Origin of the sequence: Larkinella humicola (assembly GCF_008727875.1) — a bacterium.
Classification (GTDB): Bacteria; Bacteroidota; Bacteroidia; order Cytophagales; family Spirosomataceae; genus Larkinella; species Larkinella humicola.
Genome location: NZ_VTWS01000006.1, coordinates 555,720 through 573,578 on the forward strand (window position 1 = coordinate 555,720; position 17,859 = coordinate 573,578).

At 54.3% G+C, this 17,859-nt stretch carries 8 protein-coding genes; 6 read left to right on the forward strand and 2 right to left on the reverse strand.

The features are described from left to right. The first annotated feature begins 98 nt into the window (after nt 1-98). The 4 genes from F0P93_RS23845 (at nt 99) to F0P93_RS23860 (ending at nt 7,593) form a co-directional block, all read left to right on the forward strand. Nucleotides 99-3,656, forward strand: coding sequence for a TonB-dependent receptor (locus tag F0P93_RS23845; protein WP_225309615.1), 3,558 nt, complete (start codon nt 99-101; stop codon nt 3,654-3,656). Between the two features lie 12 nt (nt 3,657-3,668). Further along, nucleotides 3,669-5,399, forward strand: coding sequence for a RagB/SusD family nutrient uptake outer membrane protein (locus F0P93_RS23850; RefSeq protein WP_150880235.1), 1,731 nt, complete (start codon nt 3,669-3,671; stop codon nt 5,397-5,399). A 143-nt stretch (nt 5,400-5,542) separates the two neighbouring features. Next, nucleotides 5,543-6,751, forward strand: a complete 1,209-nt coding sequence (locus tag F0P93_RS23855) for a metallophosphoesterase family protein (protein WP_191908903.1) — start codon at nt 5,543-5,545, stop codon at nt 6,749-6,751. Nucleotides 6,752-6,786: 35 nt separating this feature from the next. After that, the gene (locus F0P93_RS23860; protein ID WP_150880236.1) at nt 6,787-7,593 is read left to right on the forward strand and encodes an endonuclease/exonuclease/phosphatase family protein; all 807 of its coding nucleotides are present in this window, start codon (nt 6,787-6,789) and stop codon (nt 7,591-7,593) included. Nucleotides 7,594-7,612: 19 nt separating this feature from the next. On the opposite strand, the gene F0P93_RS23865 is transcribed toward F0P93_RS23860, so the two are convergent. Both F0P93_RS23865 and tsaD read right to left on the reverse strand, forming a co-directional pair. Further along, the gene (locus F0P93_RS23865; protein ID WP_150880237.1) at nt 7,613-8,452 is read right to left on the reverse strand and encodes an MOSC domain-containing protein; all 840 of its coding nucleotides are present in this window, start codon (nt 8,450-8,452) and stop codon (nt 7,613-7,615) included. Between the two features lie 42 nt (nt 8,453-8,494). Next, the gene (tsaD, locus tag F0P93_RS23870) at nt 8,495-9,490 is read right to left on the reverse strand and encodes a tRNA (adenosine(37)-N6)-threonylcarbamoyltransferase complex transferase subunit TsaD (protein ID WP_150880238.1); all 996 of its coding nucleotides are present in this window, start codon (nt 9,488-9,490) and stop codon (nt 8,495-8,497) included. Nucleotides 9,491-9,634: 144 nt separating this feature from the next. Here tsaD and F0P93_RS23875 point away from each other — a divergent pair, with 144 nt between their 5' ends. Further along, complete coding sequence (locus F0P93_RS23875) at nt 9,635-14,278, forward strand: translocation/assembly module TamB domain-containing protein (protein WP_150880239.1); 4,644 nt, start codon at nt 9,635-9,637, stop codon at nt 14,276-14,278. Nucleotides 14,279-14,630: 352 nt separating this feature from the next. Next, the gene (locus F0P93_RS23880; protein ID WP_150880240.1) at nt 14,631-17,837 is read left to right on the forward strand and encodes an efflux RND transporter permease subunit; all 3,207 of its coding nucleotides are present in this window, start codon (nt 14,631-14,633) and stop codon (nt 17,835-17,837) included. Nucleotides 17,838-17,859: the final 22 nt, after the last annotated feature.

Consider the following 17,859-nt stretch of genomic DNA (forward strand, 5'->3'; position numbering starts at 1 on the left):
ACCGAACGAAGGGGCAGTATCCAACAGTCCTCAACTATCAGACAACCAAAAGTATGCAAATTTTCATCCCTAACAAGTCCGTCGACTGGCGAAAAATCATGCGTATCGGATTACTGCACTGGATTCTTGCCGTATTGCTGACGGGTATCGCCAATGCCCGGGAAATCGCGGCACAGTCGATCCTGAGCAAGGATATGACGCTCCAGCTTACGAATGTTACGCTCAAGGAAGCACTGGACCGCATCCAGGAAAAAGCCAATACGAAGTTTGTGTACAGCAGCCGGGTCTCGCTGCGGGAACAAGTGTCGATCAACGTGAAAAACCAGAAGCTGGCCCGGATTCTCGACCAGTTGCTGATGCCGCGGGGCATTACCTACAAGGTGATCAACGAACAGATTGTACTGGCCCGCGAACGGGGTTTTAAACCGGAAACGGTGTTGCCGAACCTCGACGAAAAAATGGAAACCTACCTGAGCCAACAGGAAATCCGGCTGAAAGGAACCGTGCGGGCGTCCGACGGGCAGGGCGAAGCGCTGGCCGGGGTAACGGTTGTCCTGAAAGGCACCACGCGCGGTACGACCACCGATGGCAGCGGCAATTACGAACTGGTGGTGCCCAATTCGTCGGCCGTCCTGATCTTTAGTTTTGTCGGCTACACGTCGCAGGAAATTACGGCTGGCAACCGCTCGGTCATCAATGTAACGCTGAATCCAGACAGCAAGAGTCTGGAAGAGCTGGTGGTAGTGGGCTACGGGACCCAGAAAAAAGTAAACCTGACGGGTGCCGTGTCGCAGGTACAGGCCAAAGACCTGGAAAACCGCCCCCTGAACAACATGTCGCAGATTTTGCAGGGGATGATTCCAAACCTGAACATCACCTTCGGCACCGGCCAGCCGGGGCAGGGCGGCAGCCTGAACGTGCGCGGAGAAACCTCCATCAACGGCGGTGGGCCGCTGGTGCTCATCGACGGGGTGCCGGGCGATATCAACCGCATCAACCCGAACGATGTGGAATCGGTGTCGGTGCTGAAAGATGCCGCAGCGTCGGCGATCTACGGCGCGCGGGGGGCGTTCGGGGTGGTGCTGGTGACAACCAAGACCGCCAAAAATGGCAAAACGAGCATTTCGTACAGCAACAACTTTGGCTGGTCGAAACCCACGGTGAGCACCGACTTCCTGACGAACGGATACGAACACACCCGGCTGAACGACGAAGCGTTTATCCGGGCAACGGGCAACAGCTATACCCGGTATTCGGAAGAAGATTATAAGGAACTGGAAGCGCGCCGGTACGACAAAAACGAAAATCCGGCCCGGCCCTGGACCGTCGTCAAAAACGTCAACGGAAAAGACATTTACAATTACTACGGCAACTACGACTGGTGGAACACGGTGTTTAACATGTCGCAGCCGTCTGCCCAGCATAATCTGAACCTGTCGGGCGGTACCGACAAAATCAATTATTACCTGTCGGGCTCGATTTTTCAGAAAGACGGGATCATGCGGACCAATACCGACAAGTTCACGTCGTATACGTTGCGCAGCAAGATCAACGCCCAACTGACGCCCTGGTTGCGGGTGAGCAACAATACGCAGTATTTCGATTCAAAATACACCTACCCGGGGCTGGAAGGGGGCGCCAACGCCAACTTCGTCGCCATCACGGTACACGCCTTACCGGCCTATGCGCCCCGCAACCCGGACGGTACGGCGACCTACAACACACTGAAAAACAACTACTCCATTGGCGACGGTTTGTTTGCCAACCTGCTGAAAGGGGTTGCGGGCGGCAAAAAAGGGGTTCACGAACTGACGACCATCAACTCGGTCACGATTGATTTTACCAAAACCTGGAACCTGGTTGCCAACCACTCCTACTCGTTCTATATCGCCGATGACTGGTACCGTTCGGCCGTGGCCCAATACTCGATCCAGCCCGGTATTCTGACCACGGTGCCGAACTACAACACCGATCAATACCGGCAAACCATGTGGTTCGATCCGATGAATGTTACAAACCTCTATTCGTCTTTCAACCACACCATTGGCAAGCATTACGTGGCGGCAACGGCCGGGATCAACTATGAATCGAAAAAACACCAGCGGTTGTTCGGTGCCAGGAAAAACCTGCTCTCCGAAAGCCTGAACGACCTGAATCTCGGAACCGGCGAGCAATTGTCGGCGGGTGATTCGTACCGGTATTCGCTGTTCGGCGCTTTTTTCCGGCTGAATTATGATTACGTGGGGAAGTATCTGCTGGAAGTCAACGGGCGCTACGACGGAACCTCCCGGTTTGGCGAAGGTCGCCGGTACGGTTTTTTCCCGTCGGTGTCGGCGGGCTGGCGGATCAGCGAGGAATCCTTCTTTGAACCGCTGCGGAACGTGGTGAACAGTCTCAAAATCCGGGCTTCGTACGGAACCCTGGGGAACCAGTTGCCGTCCAATACCGCGTCAGCCAGTTTTTACCCGTATGTGTCGATCATGCCAACGGCGCAGTCGAGCTGGATCAACAACGGCCAGAAACTGTATTACGTCGATAGCCCGAACCCGATTTCGGCCGATCTGACCTGGGAAAAAGCAACCACCTCGAACCTCGGCCTGGACGCCGATCTGTTGAAAAACCGCCTGAATCTGACGTTCGATGCCTACATCCGGAACACCACGGACATGCTGGTGCCGGGTCAGGTGCTGCCGGCGGTGTATGGCGCAACCGTGCCGACCCAGAACGCCGGAGATTTGCAGACCAGAGGCTTTGAGCTGTCGCTGGGCTGGCGGGATCAGTTTAAAGTGGGCGGCAAGACGCTGTCATACAATGCTTCCTTTATTGTGTCCGATTCAAAATCGACGATTACGAAATACGACAACCCGAACAAGATCCTGTCGAGCCGTTACGTAGGCCAGGTGATTGGTGAAATCTGGGGGTATTCCATCGACGGTTTCTTTAAAACCAATGACGAAGCCCAGGCGCATACGGTCGATCAGACGCTCGTAAACCGCCAGCGACTGAGTGCCCCCGGTGAATGGAGCAAACTGCGGGCTGGCGACATTAAATTCATCGATCTGGACGGCAACGGGAAGATTGACCAGGGGGCCAATACACTGGCCGATCACGGCGATCTGAAAATCATCGGAAACAGCCGGGCGCGGTACCGCTACGGAATGAACCTCGGCGCATCCTGGAACGGTTTCGATCTGTCGATGCTGGCGCAGGGCATTCTGCGGAAACACTGGTATCCGGGGAACAACGCCGACAAGTTCTGGGGACCGTATTCCCGTCCGTATTACTCCTTCATTCCGAAGGACTTCGAGCAGGATGTCTGGACGCCGGAGAATCCGGATGCCTACTTCCCGGTGCTGCGCGGCTATACGGCGCTGAACGCGGGGGGTGATCTGCAGGCGGCCAACGACCGCTACATTCAGAACGTCGGCTACCTGCGGCTGAAAAACGTGGTCATCGGCTACACCATTCCGGAACTGCTGACGCGTAAAATCCGGATTCCCCGGGCGCGGGTTTACGTCAGTGGCGAAAACCTGCTGACCTATACGCCCCTGCGGACCAAGTACATCGACCCGGAACAATTTGACGGTGACGCAACGAATGGCCGGACGTATCCGCTGTCCAAAACCGTATCCGCGGGTCTGAACATTACTTTCTAACCACGACATTCGATGAAAAAAATAATCAGTCTGATCACGCTGGCCGTGGGCCTGAGTTCCTGCGATCTGGACCTGCTGCCGCAGGATGCCATCTCGCCCGAGACATTTTTCAATACCGAAAACGACTTGCTGCTGTATACCAATTCGTTTTACAACGCCCTGCCGTCGGCCGAGGACGTGTACAACGAGGACGTGGATAATGTGGTAAAAAACAGCCTGCGCGACGAGTTGCAGGGGACGCGCGTGGTGCCCACGAGCGGGGGCGGCTGGTCGTGGGGAACCTTGCGGAACATCAATTATTTTCTGGCTAATTCCAACAAGTGTCCCGACAAACGGGCCGTGGCCAGATACAACGGGCTGGCGCGGTTTTTCCGGGCGTACTTTTACTTTGGTATGGTGAAGCGGTTTGGTGATGTGCCCTGGTATTCGCACACCATCGAAACCACGGATCAGGACCTGCTGACCAAAGCCCGCGACCCGCGTACGATGGTGATGGACTCCGTGCTGGCCGACCTCAACTATGCCATCGCCAACCTGGACGCGTCCCGCCAACTGAACACCGTGACCAAGTGGACGGCCCTGGCCCTGAAATCACGTATGGCGCTGCACGAAGGTACGTTCCGAAAATACCACCCGGAATTTAACCTGCCCAATTCGGACAAATGGCTCGATGAGTGCATCACAGCTTCGGAGGAATTGATGAAAAGCAGCGGCTACACCATCTACAAAGCCACGCCCACGACGGCTTACCTCCGGTTGTTTTCGTCGGACAATGCCATCCCCGAGGAGGTGATTCTGGCCCGGGATTTCAGCGACGAACTCCAGGTATATCACAACCTGAACTACTACACAATGACCGCATCGTATGGTCGACCAGGCTTGGAAAAGCGACTGGTAAACAGCTATTTGATGGCCGATGGAACGCCATTTACGGATGTCAAGGGGTATGAAACCAAGCAGTTTGCGGAGGAAGTACAAAACCGCGATCCGCGTTTGGCCCAGACCATCCGGACGCCGGGCTACACCCGCATCGGTGAAAACAACCCGCTGGTGCCCGAATTCGGCGCCACCGTGACGGGCTACCAGTTGATCAAGTTTGTTTCGGCCCCGAAATGGGATACGTTCAACAAGGACATTACCGACATGCCGATTTTCCGCTACGCCGAAGTGTTGCTGAACTATGCCGAAGCCAAAGCCGAGCGCGGCACGCTGACCCAAGCCGATCTGGATGCGTCCATCAAGTTGATCCGCGACCGGGTGGGTATGCCAAGCATCAACCTCGCGGCCGCCAACGCCAAACCGGACCCGTACCAGGCGCAGCAGTACACCCAGCTGAAAGGTGCCAATACGGGCGTGATCCTGGAAATCCGGCGCGAACGGCGCATCGAGCTGGTGATGGAAAACTTTTTCCGCTGGGACGACCTCATTCGCTGGAAGGAAGGGCAAGCCCTCACGAAGCAATACAAAGGAATGTATTTTCCAGGACCGGGCAGCTATGATCTCGACAAAAACGGAAAAGTCGATCTGGTCATTTATGAAGGCACCAAACCGACCGTTTCGGGAGCGCAGTTGTTGAAGTTGGGCAGCGAAATCCTGCTTGAAAACGGCAACAAGGGCGGCAACATCGTGATCAACGGCCACATCAACAAGAAGTTCAACGAAGCCCGGGATTACCTCTACCCCATCCCCAAACAGGAGCGACTGTTGAACACCAATCTGACGCAAAACCCAAATTGGGAGTAAGTCCTGATTGAATGTAAAATTTTAAATGCTGAATGTAAAAGGAGAACGGCTGATTTGGTCGGACACCTCACTTTTACATTCGACATTTAAAATTTTACATTCGACATTAAAAACCTTGTCTATTCCTAACTTTTGACACAAAAATGCTGTCAGACCGACGTTCGTTTCTGGAAAAAATGTCGCAGATCGGGGTGCTGGGCCTGTTGCCCGGCATCTCGGCGGCCGCTCCAACCGGAGAGAAAAACCACTTTGTGGTTGGCCCATACCTGCAAAACCTGGGCAACCACGAGGTAACCATCATGTGGATTACCCACAAAAACTGTTTTAGCTGGGTGGAATACGGTGCCGGGACCTACACCAGCAAACGGGAGTTCGGGTATACCAACGGCTTGATTGAAGCCAATAATCGCATCAATAAAATTACGCTGACCAGCCTCAAACCGGGAACGGAACATAAATACAAGATCGTTTCCACTGAAATTCTGGGGTACAAAGGCTCAAAGGTGGAGTTTGGCGAAACCATCAGCAGTCCACTTTACGGATTTAAAACCCCGCCGGAAAATGAAGAGGAGTTCAAGATGGTGGTGTTTAACGACATTCACGACCGTCCGCAGATTATTCCGCAACTCCTCTACCGGCACGGCTATACGGGTAATAAACGCGATTACGATTTTGTGGTTTTCAACGGTGACTGCTTCGATTGGGTAACGGACGAACAGCAAATGGTCGATCACCTGATCAAACCGGCAGTCGATATTTTTGCGGCCGAAATCCCCTTCATTCTGACGCAGGGAAATCACGAGTGCCGGGGCAGTTTTTCCCGCCATATTCCCCAGTATTACGCCTATCCCGACGGAAAGTATTATTATGCCTTCACCCGCGGCCCGGTGCGGTTTGTCGTGCTGGATTCGGGCGAGGACAAAACCGACGACAGCGTTGAATACGGCGGATTGTCGGCTTTCGATCGCTACCGGGATACGCAGAAAAAGTGGCTGGAAAAAGAAATTGAGAGCCCTGATTTTAAAAAAGCGCCTTTCCGAATCGTGCTGATTCATATTTCGCCCTATCATTCGGGCGACTGGCACGGCCCCATGCATGGGCAACAGGTTTTTGGGCCGCTATTGAATAAAGCCAAAATCGATCTTCAACTTTCGGGACACACGCACCGCTACGGTACCCACGACGCCGATGCCAACCACAATTACCCCATCGTTATTGGGGGTGGACCGCTGGAAGGAAACCGCACGCTGATCAAATTACACGCGACGTCGAAAGAGCTGAACCTGAAAATGATCCGTGACGATGGTGAAGTGGTGGGCAAATACACCATTCCGAAAAAGGCCCGGACCTAAAACCGTAACACGCATCCATTCGTAAAACCACTGGCATGAAAAACCTTCTGTTTTTAGTTTTCATTTCCCTCACCGCTTACGCCAACGAAGGTGCCGTGAAACCGGCAGACCGACCGGCGAAGAAGATCAAAAACCTCACGGTGATGACGTACAACATTCACCACTGCAATCCCCCCTCTGCCGGGACAAAAATCGATGTGGAGGCCATCGCCAACGTGATCAAAAAGGAAAAACCGGATTTCGTTGCCCTGCAGGAAGTCGATGTCAATACCGAACGTTCCGGCAAAGGCCTGAACCAGGCCCGGGAGTTAGCCCGGCTGACCGGAATGAATTTCTTTTTTTCCAAGGCCATCGACCACCAGGGCGGGGATTATGGTGTCGCGGTTCTTTCCCGGTTTCCGATTCTGGACTCCACCCGGTTTGCCTTACCGGTTGATGCCACCGTTGGCGGGGAACCCCGAACCCTGGCGGCTGTCACGGTAGAAATCGCGAAAGGGAAGAAAATCATCTTTGCCAGTACGCACCTGGATTTGAAGGAAGCCAACCGCCTTTCTCAATCGGAGCTGATTGTCAGGCATTTTGCAAAATCCAGCCTTCCGTTGATTCTGGGCGGGGATTTTAATGCTTTGGCCGACAGCAAAGTGATCCGGTTTCTGGACGAGAACTTCGTTCGGAGCTGTCAGGATTGCGCACCGACCATTCCGGTAAAAAATCCAAACCGGGCCATCGACTTTATTCTGTTTAAACCGGAAAGCGCTTTCAAAACCGTATCGACAACGGTAATCGATGAACAGTATGCCTCCGACCACTTACCGGTTATTGTGAAGTTGCAGGTAAAATGAGCCTGAATTTGGGCAGTTGTTACCGGGAAAATGGCAGTCGGGCCGGTCGTTGTTCGAGGATCGTCACCGGATCGCCAACGCGCAGGAGCCCCGTCGTTTCAGCCAGCACATTCTGGCCGAACAGGATTTTGCTGTCTAGCCTGCGATAGGTCGCCAGCGTTTTGAGCGGTTCTTTCCCTTTTTCGCCCGATTCCGGGTCGATGGTTGTCAGTACGCAGCGGGCGCATGGTTTCACGCCAAAGAAGGTCAACTCGCCAATTTTGAAGTGATACCAGGTATCTTCGTCGTGCGGCAAAACGCCCTCTACCACCAGATTGGGCCGAAAACGAATCATCTCCAGCGGCTGTTCCACCCGGCGATTCAGTTCGTTCAGCGAATCCGTGCTGATGACCAGGTACGGAAAACCGTCGGCAAAACTGACCACATCGTCGGGCTGGGCGTATTTCGGATCGACCGGCCGCAGCGAGTCATCGGGCATATACACCAGGCGGCACGGAAAACCGAGCAGTCGGCTAAACCACTCGTCCGCTTCCGGGCTAACGACCAGGGAATCAACCGCCTGACGATCCCACACATACGCCGTCAGGGACTCTTCCGTTGTTTTTTCCAGGGGAATTTCCAGTACGTCATCCGGGCGATGGCGGTGGTAAACGCGCAGATGCCGGTCGGTCAGTTCGACCTCGACCAGCGCCATGACGGTATTTTCCCGTTGCGTCAAAAACGTTCCGTCGGGTTTCACCAGCATCCACCGGCGATCGTAGCGAAAGCCTTTCGGTTCGACCTCGGCTTCGGAAAGCGAAATACCGCCCAGCGATTTGATGGGATAAATCCGGATTTCTTTTAAAACAGGCGTGTCCATGCGTCAAAGGTAAGGCGGTGTTCGATGGGGAGCAAAACCGTTTTACCAACGCGGCAGCGGACTCACTTCCTGCGACGTAAACTCGCCCTTCAAATACTTGAAATGGGCCGCCATTGCAATCATAGCCGCGTTATCGGTACAGTATTCAAACTTCGGAATGTAGACGTTCCAGCCCTCCTGCCGTCCCAGATCAGCCAGCGACGCCCGCAAACCGGAATTGGCCGAAACCCCGCCCGCCAGCGCGATTTCGCGGATGCCGGTTTGCCGGGCAGCTCTCCGCAGTTTGGTCAGCAGAATTTTGATAAGGGTGTGCTGGATGCTGGCGCAAATATCCGGCAGATTCTGCTCAATAAAATCCGGGTTGGCCTTCATGCGGTCGCGCAGGAAATACAGAAAGGCGGTTTTAATACCACTGAACGAAAAATCCAGTCCTGGCATTTCGACCTCCGGAAACGGGTAGGCCAGCGGATTGCCCTGCTGCGCGTATCGGTCGATGAGCGGACCACCCGGATAGGGCAAGTTGAGCAGTTTAGCAGTTTTATCGAAAGCTTCCCCCACGGCATCGTCCTGGGTTTGGCCAATAATTTCCATGTCCAGATGATCCCGGATCAGTACAATTTGCGTATGACCGCCACTGACGGTCAGACACAGGAACGGAAACTGCGGAATGGTCTGTTCGTCAATGAAATGGGCCAGAACATGGGCCTGCATGTGGTGGACTTCGATGAGCGGAATGTCCAGCGCCAGGGCCAGAGCTTTGGCAAACGAGGTGCCGACCAAAAGTGACCCTAATAAACCCGGGCCGCGCGTAAAAGCTACCGCAGTTAGCGCGTTTTTCTGTATATTTGCTTCATGCAGCGCGCGTTCGACCACCGGCACGATCCGTTGCTGGTGTACGCGCGAAGCCAGTTCGGGGACGACTCCACCATACTGTTCGTGGATTAACTGCGTAGCTACAACATTAGATTGTATTTTTCCGTTAACACATACAGCAGCCGACGTCTCGTCGCACGAAGATTCAATTGCCAAAATTGTCATTTTTCAAAATTAATGAATAATGAACAATGAACCGCGTCGGCGGACCGAAATGAAAAACCTTTTGCGGTCCTTCTGATTTCTGTTTGGAACCAACACGCACGAATTGCCATTCATTATTCACCGGTCCTTGTTCATTGCATCTGGATGCGTTCATTTTTCACCATACTTCTTAAAACTCTGCTCTACACCATTCTGGTTGTATTGCTGGTGGTCGGAATCGTGGGAGTCGGTCTGCAAATCCCGGCAGTTCAGACGAAACTGGTGCGTTACGCAGCCCAACGGGTTTCCGAAAAGCTGCTATTCCCGGTCGACATTCAAAAAATCGATATTAATTTCTCGTTCCCCAATGTCTGGGTCAACTCGGTGACGCTGGAGGAAGTGACAATCCGCAACCGCGATCTGAAGCCGATGATCAGTGTTGGCCGTCTCGAAGTTACGCTCGCTCTCGAAACGCTGATCAACAATTCCGCCACCGACATCCACCTGGATGAAGTGCTGTTGTATCAACCGCACGTGGCCCTGGTGAAGGATGCCAAAACCGGCAACCTCAACATCGATGATTTCCTGGAACGGATCAACGAGATGACCCGCGATACGACCAAACCGTCCATCGCCAATCAAAATATCCCGTTTACCATCGGTAAAGCCACCCTCATCGACGGCGAGTTTACATACAATGACATGCGAAAGCCGACCATGAACGGGCGGCTTTTCGATTATAATCACTTTCTGGTCAGTGGTTTAAGCGCCAACCTGAACAGTTTTCTGCTGCTGGGCGATACCATTGCCGTCAACATCGGCCGCATGAAAGGCTTCGAAAAACAGGCCAACCTGCGGATTCACCGGTTGGATACGAAGTTCCTGTATTGCGCGAAGGAAATGCGGCTTGACAGCCTGTTTGCCCGCATCAACGGGTCGACGGTTCGCAACCGCCTGGTTTTTTCCTACGACAGTTTTTCGGCTTTCAACGAGTTTAACGACGAGGTGGTGATGCGGGCCAACCTGCGGAACGCCGTTGTTCGGGCGCAGGATCTGGCTCCGTTTACGTCGTATTTCAACAACAACTTTGACGTCGCCCGTGCAACGGGCGATTACGTGGGTCGGATTCGCAATTTCAAAGTGACCAACGCCGACATCCGGTTTGGCGCCAACTTCCGGAGCCGACTGGTGGGCGATCTGGCCTTCAAGGGTTTACCGGACAGTGATGTCAATACCGTGGTGGATTTTCGGTTTAAACCTTCGCAGGTCACTATGGCCGACATACGCCCGTATTATTCCGACTCGGCGTTCAATACCATTGCCAGAAAGCTCGGAACGGTCGATTTTGCGGCCACCTACGCCGGTCGGTTCATCGATTTCAAAACCGTCGGGACGTTTAAAACCGGCATTGGGATGGTTTCGGGCGACCTCGCGCTGCACCTGAACGGCGATCAGCGGACCACCTACAGCGGCAATCTGAAGCTGTCAGACATCAACGTCGGTTCGCTCATCGACCGGCCGGATCTGCTGCAACGGGTCGACGGTCAGGGCAAGTTCGTGGGTCGCGGATTGACTATCAAAGACGGTTCGCTGGATCTGAATGCGCAATTTTCCCGCGTCGGTTTTCAGAAATACAACTACCGCAACCTGGTCGTTCAGGGAAATTTACAGCAGTCTTTTTTCCGGGGGCTGGTCAGCGTCAAAGACACGAACCTGACCTTCAACCTGAATGGAGCCTTTGACCTGCGGGGACCGAAAAACCTGTTCGATGTGCGCGGCACGGTTCAACAGGCGAATTTTCTGGCCACGAACCTGCTGGACGACAGCCTGATTGTTCGGAGCGATCTGGATGTTCAATTGCAGGGCAACACGCTCAACGAACTGGTCGGCAACGCCCGGCTGCTGAATACGTTCGTCACCTACGGAAAACGCAGTCTGGTGCTGGATACGCTGTTCATGTCGTCGGCCATTACCGGCAATGAACGGTCGATCAGCATCAATTCCGATTACCTCGACGCCGACCTGAAAGGCAATTTTCAGTTGACGCAGGTCGCCGACGATCTGAACCGGATTGCGAAGGAATACCGCCTTAATTTTGCCGGAAATGCCGCCGGACTGGCCGCCTATTACCAGGAAAAACTGCGAAAACCGCTGTCGGTTACGCCCTACAACATTGATTATTCTTTCCTGCTGAAAAATTCGCAGCCCCTGCTCACCCTCGTTTATCCATCGCTTTACGTATCGCCCAACACCAAACTGGAAGGCCGGTTTGGGGTCGATCAGTCCTCGCTGCTAACGCTGAACGGCACGATCGATACGCTGAAATTTGATGAGTATAATTTTTACAAAAGCACCGTCGACCTCAATACCTCCAAATTCGTCAACTCGCCGGATGTGCTGGCGTCGCTGATCATCAATTCGACCCAACAGCAATTTGGTTCGCTGGCGGCCACCGAAAACTTGCAGGCCGAGGCCTCCTGGGACGTGAACCACATTGATTTCACGACCAGCCTGCACCAGCAGAAAAGCACCAACCGGGCCGATCTGAACGGATCGCTGACGTTCAAGGGCGACGCCATCGACATCGAACTGGAACGGTCGAAGTTTCGGTTGCTGGACAGCACCTGGACCATCTCGCCCGAAAACCTGATCCGGATCGTCGGGCCGGAAATTACCGTTCGGAATCTGGCGGTTTCCAACCGAAACCAGTTGATTTCGGTTAGCGGAAAAGCCTCACAAGATTCGTTGCAGACGCTGGATATCGAGACTAAAAACTTCTTACTGGAAACACTGAATCCGGTTCTTAAAACCAAGGTTTCGGGGGTTGCCAATGGAAAAGTGGCCGTGCGGGGGCTCTACGGTTTGCCGCTGCTGGATGGTGCCATCACCATCGACTCGTTGAAATACAATGATTTTCTGATCGGTAACGTCGTCAACCGCAGCACGCTCGACCAGTCGAACCGAATCAATCTGGACACGCGAATCCGGCGGCTCGACCGCGAAGTGCTGGCCATCACCGGTATGTATACGCCGGGCGAATCGGCCGCGAATCCGCTTGATCTAAAGGCGGTTCTGGACGGTACCGACCTGCGGCTGGTGGAACCATTTGTCAAAGACATAGCCTCAAACATCAGTGGAACGGCCACCGGAATCGTCACAATCAAAGGCAAAGCCGGTAGCCCGGTGCTGGGGGGAACCGTCGACATCACCAACGGAAAACTGACCCTCGATTACCTGAAAGCGGATCTCGGCTTTTCGGATAAAATCTATTTTGGTCCCAGCGAAATTGTTGCCAAAAACATGGTTTTGACGGACCTGAACGGCGGGCGGGCTACGTTACAGGGCGGGGTATTTCACGACGGTTTCAAATATTTTACGGTGGATCTGAACGTCGTGGACATGAAGAATTTCAAGATTCTGAACACAACGCTCAAAGACAATGACCAGTTTTATGGCACCGCCGTGGTGAGCGGGCGGGCGGGAATCGAAGGCCCGTTCGACAATCTGGCCATTCGTGCCAACGTCACCAGCAACCGGGGAACGCGGATTTACATTCCGCTCGACCAGGCCGCTTCGGTTTCCAAGGAAGAAGTGATTCGATTTATCAACGTCAGTCCGGCCCAACGTGACAGTGCGCAGAGCAACCAGCCCGAGGTCGACCTGTCGGGCATTCGGATGGATTTCAACCTGTCGATCACGCCCGACGCCTACTGCGAAATTCAGTTGGATCGCCAAACCGGCGACATCATCAAGGCCTACGGCAGCGGGCAGTTGGCGATGCGGATCGACACCAAAGGCGATTTCACGATGACGGGGGCCTACGAAATTCAGCAGGGCGAATACACGTTTACGTTTGAAAACGTGATCAACAAACGGTTTCAGATGCTGCCCAATAGCCGCATCACCTGGACCGGCGACCCGTATGAAGCAATGGTCGATGTCAAAACCGCCTACACGCAATACGCTTCGCTGGCACCGATTCTCCAATATTATTCGTCCAATTCGTCCAATAACCCGGATCGTACCCGCCGGTACCCGGTCGATTTGCTGATCAATTTAAACGGTCGGCTGCTGGCTCCGGATATTTCCTACGACCTGAAAGTCAAAGAATACCCGCAACAACCGGATTTCCGGCAGGCGGTGGCGGCCTTTGAGTCGCGCCTGCAAAGCAACGATCAGGAATTGGGCCGTCAGGTGAGCAGCATTCTGTTGTTCAGTCAGTTGGCTCCCGGCGAAGGCCTGGGCCTGATCGATCCGGCTTCGCCCACGAGCAGCAATGTGGTGGGTTCAGGATTGACCAACAGCCTGAGTGAATTGCTTTCGAACCAGATCAGCCGCCTGGCGTCGACGCTGGACAAGAACCTGGATGTGGGCGTTTCACTGAATGGCCTGGATCAAAATCTGGTCAATAACCTTCAGGTTCGGTTATCCTACCGCTTCAACGACCGGTTCCGCATCAGCCGGGATGGCGGTTTTACGTACGGACAAAACCAGACCAGCGTGGCCAGTCTGCTCGGCGAATGGACGCTGGAATACTGGCTTTCGCCCGACGGCCAGCTTCGGTTGAAAATGTATAACCGGAACCAGAATCAACTCGGCTCGCTGAATGCGACAACCTACGGAACGCTGACGACCGGGGGCGGAATGAGTATTCAGTATACACGTTCGTTCAACCGGCTGTTTGGCCCCGCCCCGGAGCCGCCCCGCCCCGGCGTCCAACCCATCCCCACGCCCGGACAACCCACTACCCCAGCACCTCCCTCCCGGGCTACCTCCGCGCTTCGGGAGCGAGACGATCATCAATTGTAATCAATTCGGCTATAAAAACGTCCTCCCTTCGAACGATCATCTCTACGGGATTCTTTGCATTCCATTCTCCTTCTTACGGCGGGCTTCAACCGGGAAGACCAACGAGACAGGTCTAAAATCCCGAAGGAATGACCGATAAAACACCCAATAACGGTTCGGTATTGAACGTGGCAAAACCCGTTGATACAATAGATTATTTGGCAATACGAAGAACTTACATAAATCTATAGAGTTACCGAAACCTTTTTAAAGTTAATAGCTGTTGTTACAACAAAGCGGTTCCTCGCCATCTCTCCTTCGATTTGTTCAATTTTCAGTCAAAGTAGCCCTCTACTTTTCCCGATTATCTGTCATGTGGATTGTCCGTTTAGCGCTTGAGAAAAAGTACACCATCGCCGTGATGGCCTTGCTGATTCTGATCATGGGCGTTGTGTCCATCGTGCAGATGCCCACCGACATTTTTCCGCGCATCAACATTCCCGTCGTATCGGTCATTTGGGGTTATACGGGCCTGTCGACCAACGAGATGGAGAAGATGATCACCAACTTCAGCGAGACGTCGATCATCAACAACGTGAGCGATGTGCAGCGGCTGGAATCGCAGACGTATAACGGAACCGCCGTGCTGAAGGTCTATTTTCAGCCCACGGTCAAGATTGAGGAGGCCATGTCGCAGGTGACCGCCATCGCCCAGACGATCCGTCTCCGGATGCCGCCCGGCACCCAGCCTCCGCTCATTGTCCGGTATAATGCTACCGACGTCCCGGTCTTGCAATTGGGGCTGTCGAGCGATAGCCTGACCGAATCGCAGATCACCGACTACGGCACCACCCGGATTCGACCACAGATCTCTACGGTGCAGGGAAGCCGGTTGTCCCAACCATTCGGCGGAAAAACGCGCCAGATCATGGTCGATCTTGACCCCGATCTGCTGATTTCGCGGGGCGTCACGCCCGAAGAAGTGGTGAATGCGGTTTCGGCCCAGAACCTGACCTTGCCCAGTGGTCAGTTGCGCCTGGCCGAACGTGAATATGTGGTCCGGCTGAACACCAAACCGGATGTGATCGAGTCCCTGAACGATATTCCGGTGAAAGCCGTTAACGGCGTCACCATCCACATGCGCGACGTCGCCAACGTCCACGATGGTTCCTCTATCCAGACCAACGTCGTGAAACAGGACGGCGGCCGGGGGGTGTTGATGAGCATCGTCAAAATCGGAAATGCCTCCACCACGGCCATTGTCGATAAAATCCAGAACGAAATTATCCCGACCCTGCGCGCAGCCGCACCGAGCAACCTGAAAATTGTCGGTCTTTTCGACCAGTCGGTCTTTGTTCGGGCGTCCATTCACGGCGTGGTGGTCGAAGGCCTGATTGCGGCTTTGCTAACGGCGGCCATGATTCTGCTGTTTCTGGGAAGCTGGCGCAGCACGCTCATTGTGGCGGTTTCAATTCCGCTTTCGATCCTGGCCTCCCTGACGGTTTTGTATTTGATGGGCGAAACGCTGAACATCATGACCCTCGGCGGTCTGGCGCTGGCCATCGGGATTCTGGTCGATGACGCCACGGTTACCATTGAAAATATTCACCGCAACGAAGAACTGGGACTGCCGCTTCGGGAAGCGATTCTGGAAGGTGCCCACCAGATTGCGACGCCAACGCTGGTGGCCACGCTGACGATTTGTATCGTCTTCGTATCGGTTCTGTTTCTGGAAGGCCCCGCCCGGTTCTTGTTTGGTCCCCTGGCCCTGGCCGTCGTTTTCGCCATGATGGCGTCCTACCTCCTGTCGCGGACACTGGTACCGATGATGGCGGATTTGATGCTGCGTGGGGAGTCTCACACCCCCACCCTGTCAGCGGTCGGAGACCCTGACAGCGGTGGAGGTGTTGTCAAAAACTCACCGCTGTCAGGGTCTCCGACCGCTGACAGGGTGAATTTACACACTCGCTTCAACCGGGGGTTTGATCGGCTGCAAAACCGTTACCTGAAAGGGCTGGAATGGGCGTTGAGCCACCGCCGGTCGGTGCTGGCGGTATTCCTCCTGGTGATCCTGTTTACCTCGGCCATGATCCCCTTCATTGGCCGCGACTTTTTCCCCAGTGTCGACGCCGGGCAGTTCCGACTGCACCTGCGGGCACCCGCCGGGAGTCGACTGGAGGAAACCGAGCGAATTGCCAGCCGTACGGAAGCCCTCGTCCGTGAGGTGATTCCGGGTCAGGAAGTAGGTTCGATCATCAGCAACATCGGCTTGACCAGTGAGCGGTATAACTTCATTTTCTCGGACAATTCATCGATTAGTGCCGCCGATGCCGAACTGCTGGTGTCGCTGAACGACGAAAAAAGCCGCCCCACGCAGGACTACATCCGAAAACTCCGGCAGGTTTTTCGGGAAGAATTGCCGGATGTCACCTTCTTTTTCCAACCCGCCGACATCGTCAGCCAGATTCTGAACTTCGGATTAACGGCCCCCATCGACGTGCAGGTGATGGGTTTCGACCGGGGGAATAACCTCAAAATTGCCCGGGAACTCCAGCAGAAAATTGCCCAGGTACCAGGAGCCGTGGATGTTCACCTGCACCAGGTGCTGGATGCGCCGGAACTGTTTGTCAACGTCGACCGGGAACGGGCGGGGCAACTGGGTCTGAATGAGCAGAAAATTGCGACGAACCTCATGATTTCGATGAGCGGAACCGCGCAGGTGACGCCCAACTTCTGGCCTGATCCACAGACCGGTTTTCCGTATCTGATTGCCGTTCAAACGCCCCCCTACCGCCTGAATACGCTCGATAAGATGCTGCAAACGCCAATGGCGGTGAGTCAGGGTCGTTCGACACCCCAGCTCCTGAGCAACGTCACACGCGTGGAGCGAAAACTGTCGCCGGTCATCATCAACCGCGTCAATACCCAACCCACCTATGACATTTATGCCTCCGTGGAACGCACGGACCTCGGTGCGGTTTCCGATGGCATTGAGAAAATTCTGGCCGAATACCGCACCCAGTTAAAACCGGGTAATCAGATTCTGATTCGGGGTCAGGTAGAAAGCATGAACAGTGCATTTTCCCGGCTGGGCATCGGCATCGTCTTTGCCGCCATGCTGGTGTATTTGCTGATGGTGGTCAATTTCCAGTCGTTCCGGTATCCGTTCATCATCATTACGGCGCTTCCGGGGGCACTTTGCGGCATGGTCTGGCTCCTGTTCCTGACGCATACCACGTTCAGCATTCCGTCGCTGATGGGGGCCATCATGAGCGTCGGGGTAGCCACGGCGAATAGTATTTTATTGGTTAGCTTTGCAAAAGATCACCTGCCGGCCGTCAATTTCAATGCCCTTGAAGCCGCGATGGAAGCGGGCCGAACCCGTCTGCGCCCCATTCTGATGACGGCCATTGCCATGGTGATCGGGATGTTACCGATGTCGTTGGGCATTGGCGAAGGCGGGGAGCAAAATGCTCCGCTGGGCCGGGCCGTCATCGGCGGTTTGCTCCTGGCGACGTTTACTACGCTGCTGTTTGTTCCCGTGGTTTTCAGTTATTTAGCAGGCAAAAAACAAAATTAGTTTATACTTCTTTCTATTCCCA

Coding starts and splice junctions, on each gene's coding strand:
- F0P93_RS23845 (WP_225309615.1), top strand. CDS start 99: ATGCGTATCGGATTACTGCACTGGATTCTTGCCGTATTGCTGACGGGT.
- F0P93_RS23850 (WP_150880235.1), top strand. CDS start 3,669: ATGAAAAAAATAATCAGTCTGATCACGCTGGCCGTGGGCCTGAGTTCC.
- F0P93_RS23855 (WP_191908903.1), top strand. CDS start 5,543: ATGCTGTCAGACCGACGTTCGTTTCTGGAAAAAATGTCGCAGATCGGG.
- F0P93_RS23860 (WP_150880236.1), top strand. CDS start 6,787: ATGAAAAACCTTCTGTTTTTAGTTTTCATTTCCCTCACCGCTTACGCC.
- F0P93_RS23865 (WP_150880237.1), bottom strand. CDS start 8,452: ATGGACACGCCTGTTTTAAAAGAAATCCGGATTTATCCCATCAAATCG.
- tsaD (WP_150880238.1), bottom strand. CDS start 9,490: ATGACAATTTTGGCAATTGAATCTTCGTGCGACGAGACGTCGGCTGCT.
- F0P93_RS23875 (WP_150880239.1), top strand. CDS start 9,635: ATGCGTTCATTTTTCACCATACTTCTTAAAACTCTGCTCTACACCATT.
- F0P93_RS23880 (WP_150880240.1), top strand. CDS start 14,631: ATGTGGATTGTCCGTTTAGCGCTTGAGAAAAAGTACACCATCGCCGTG.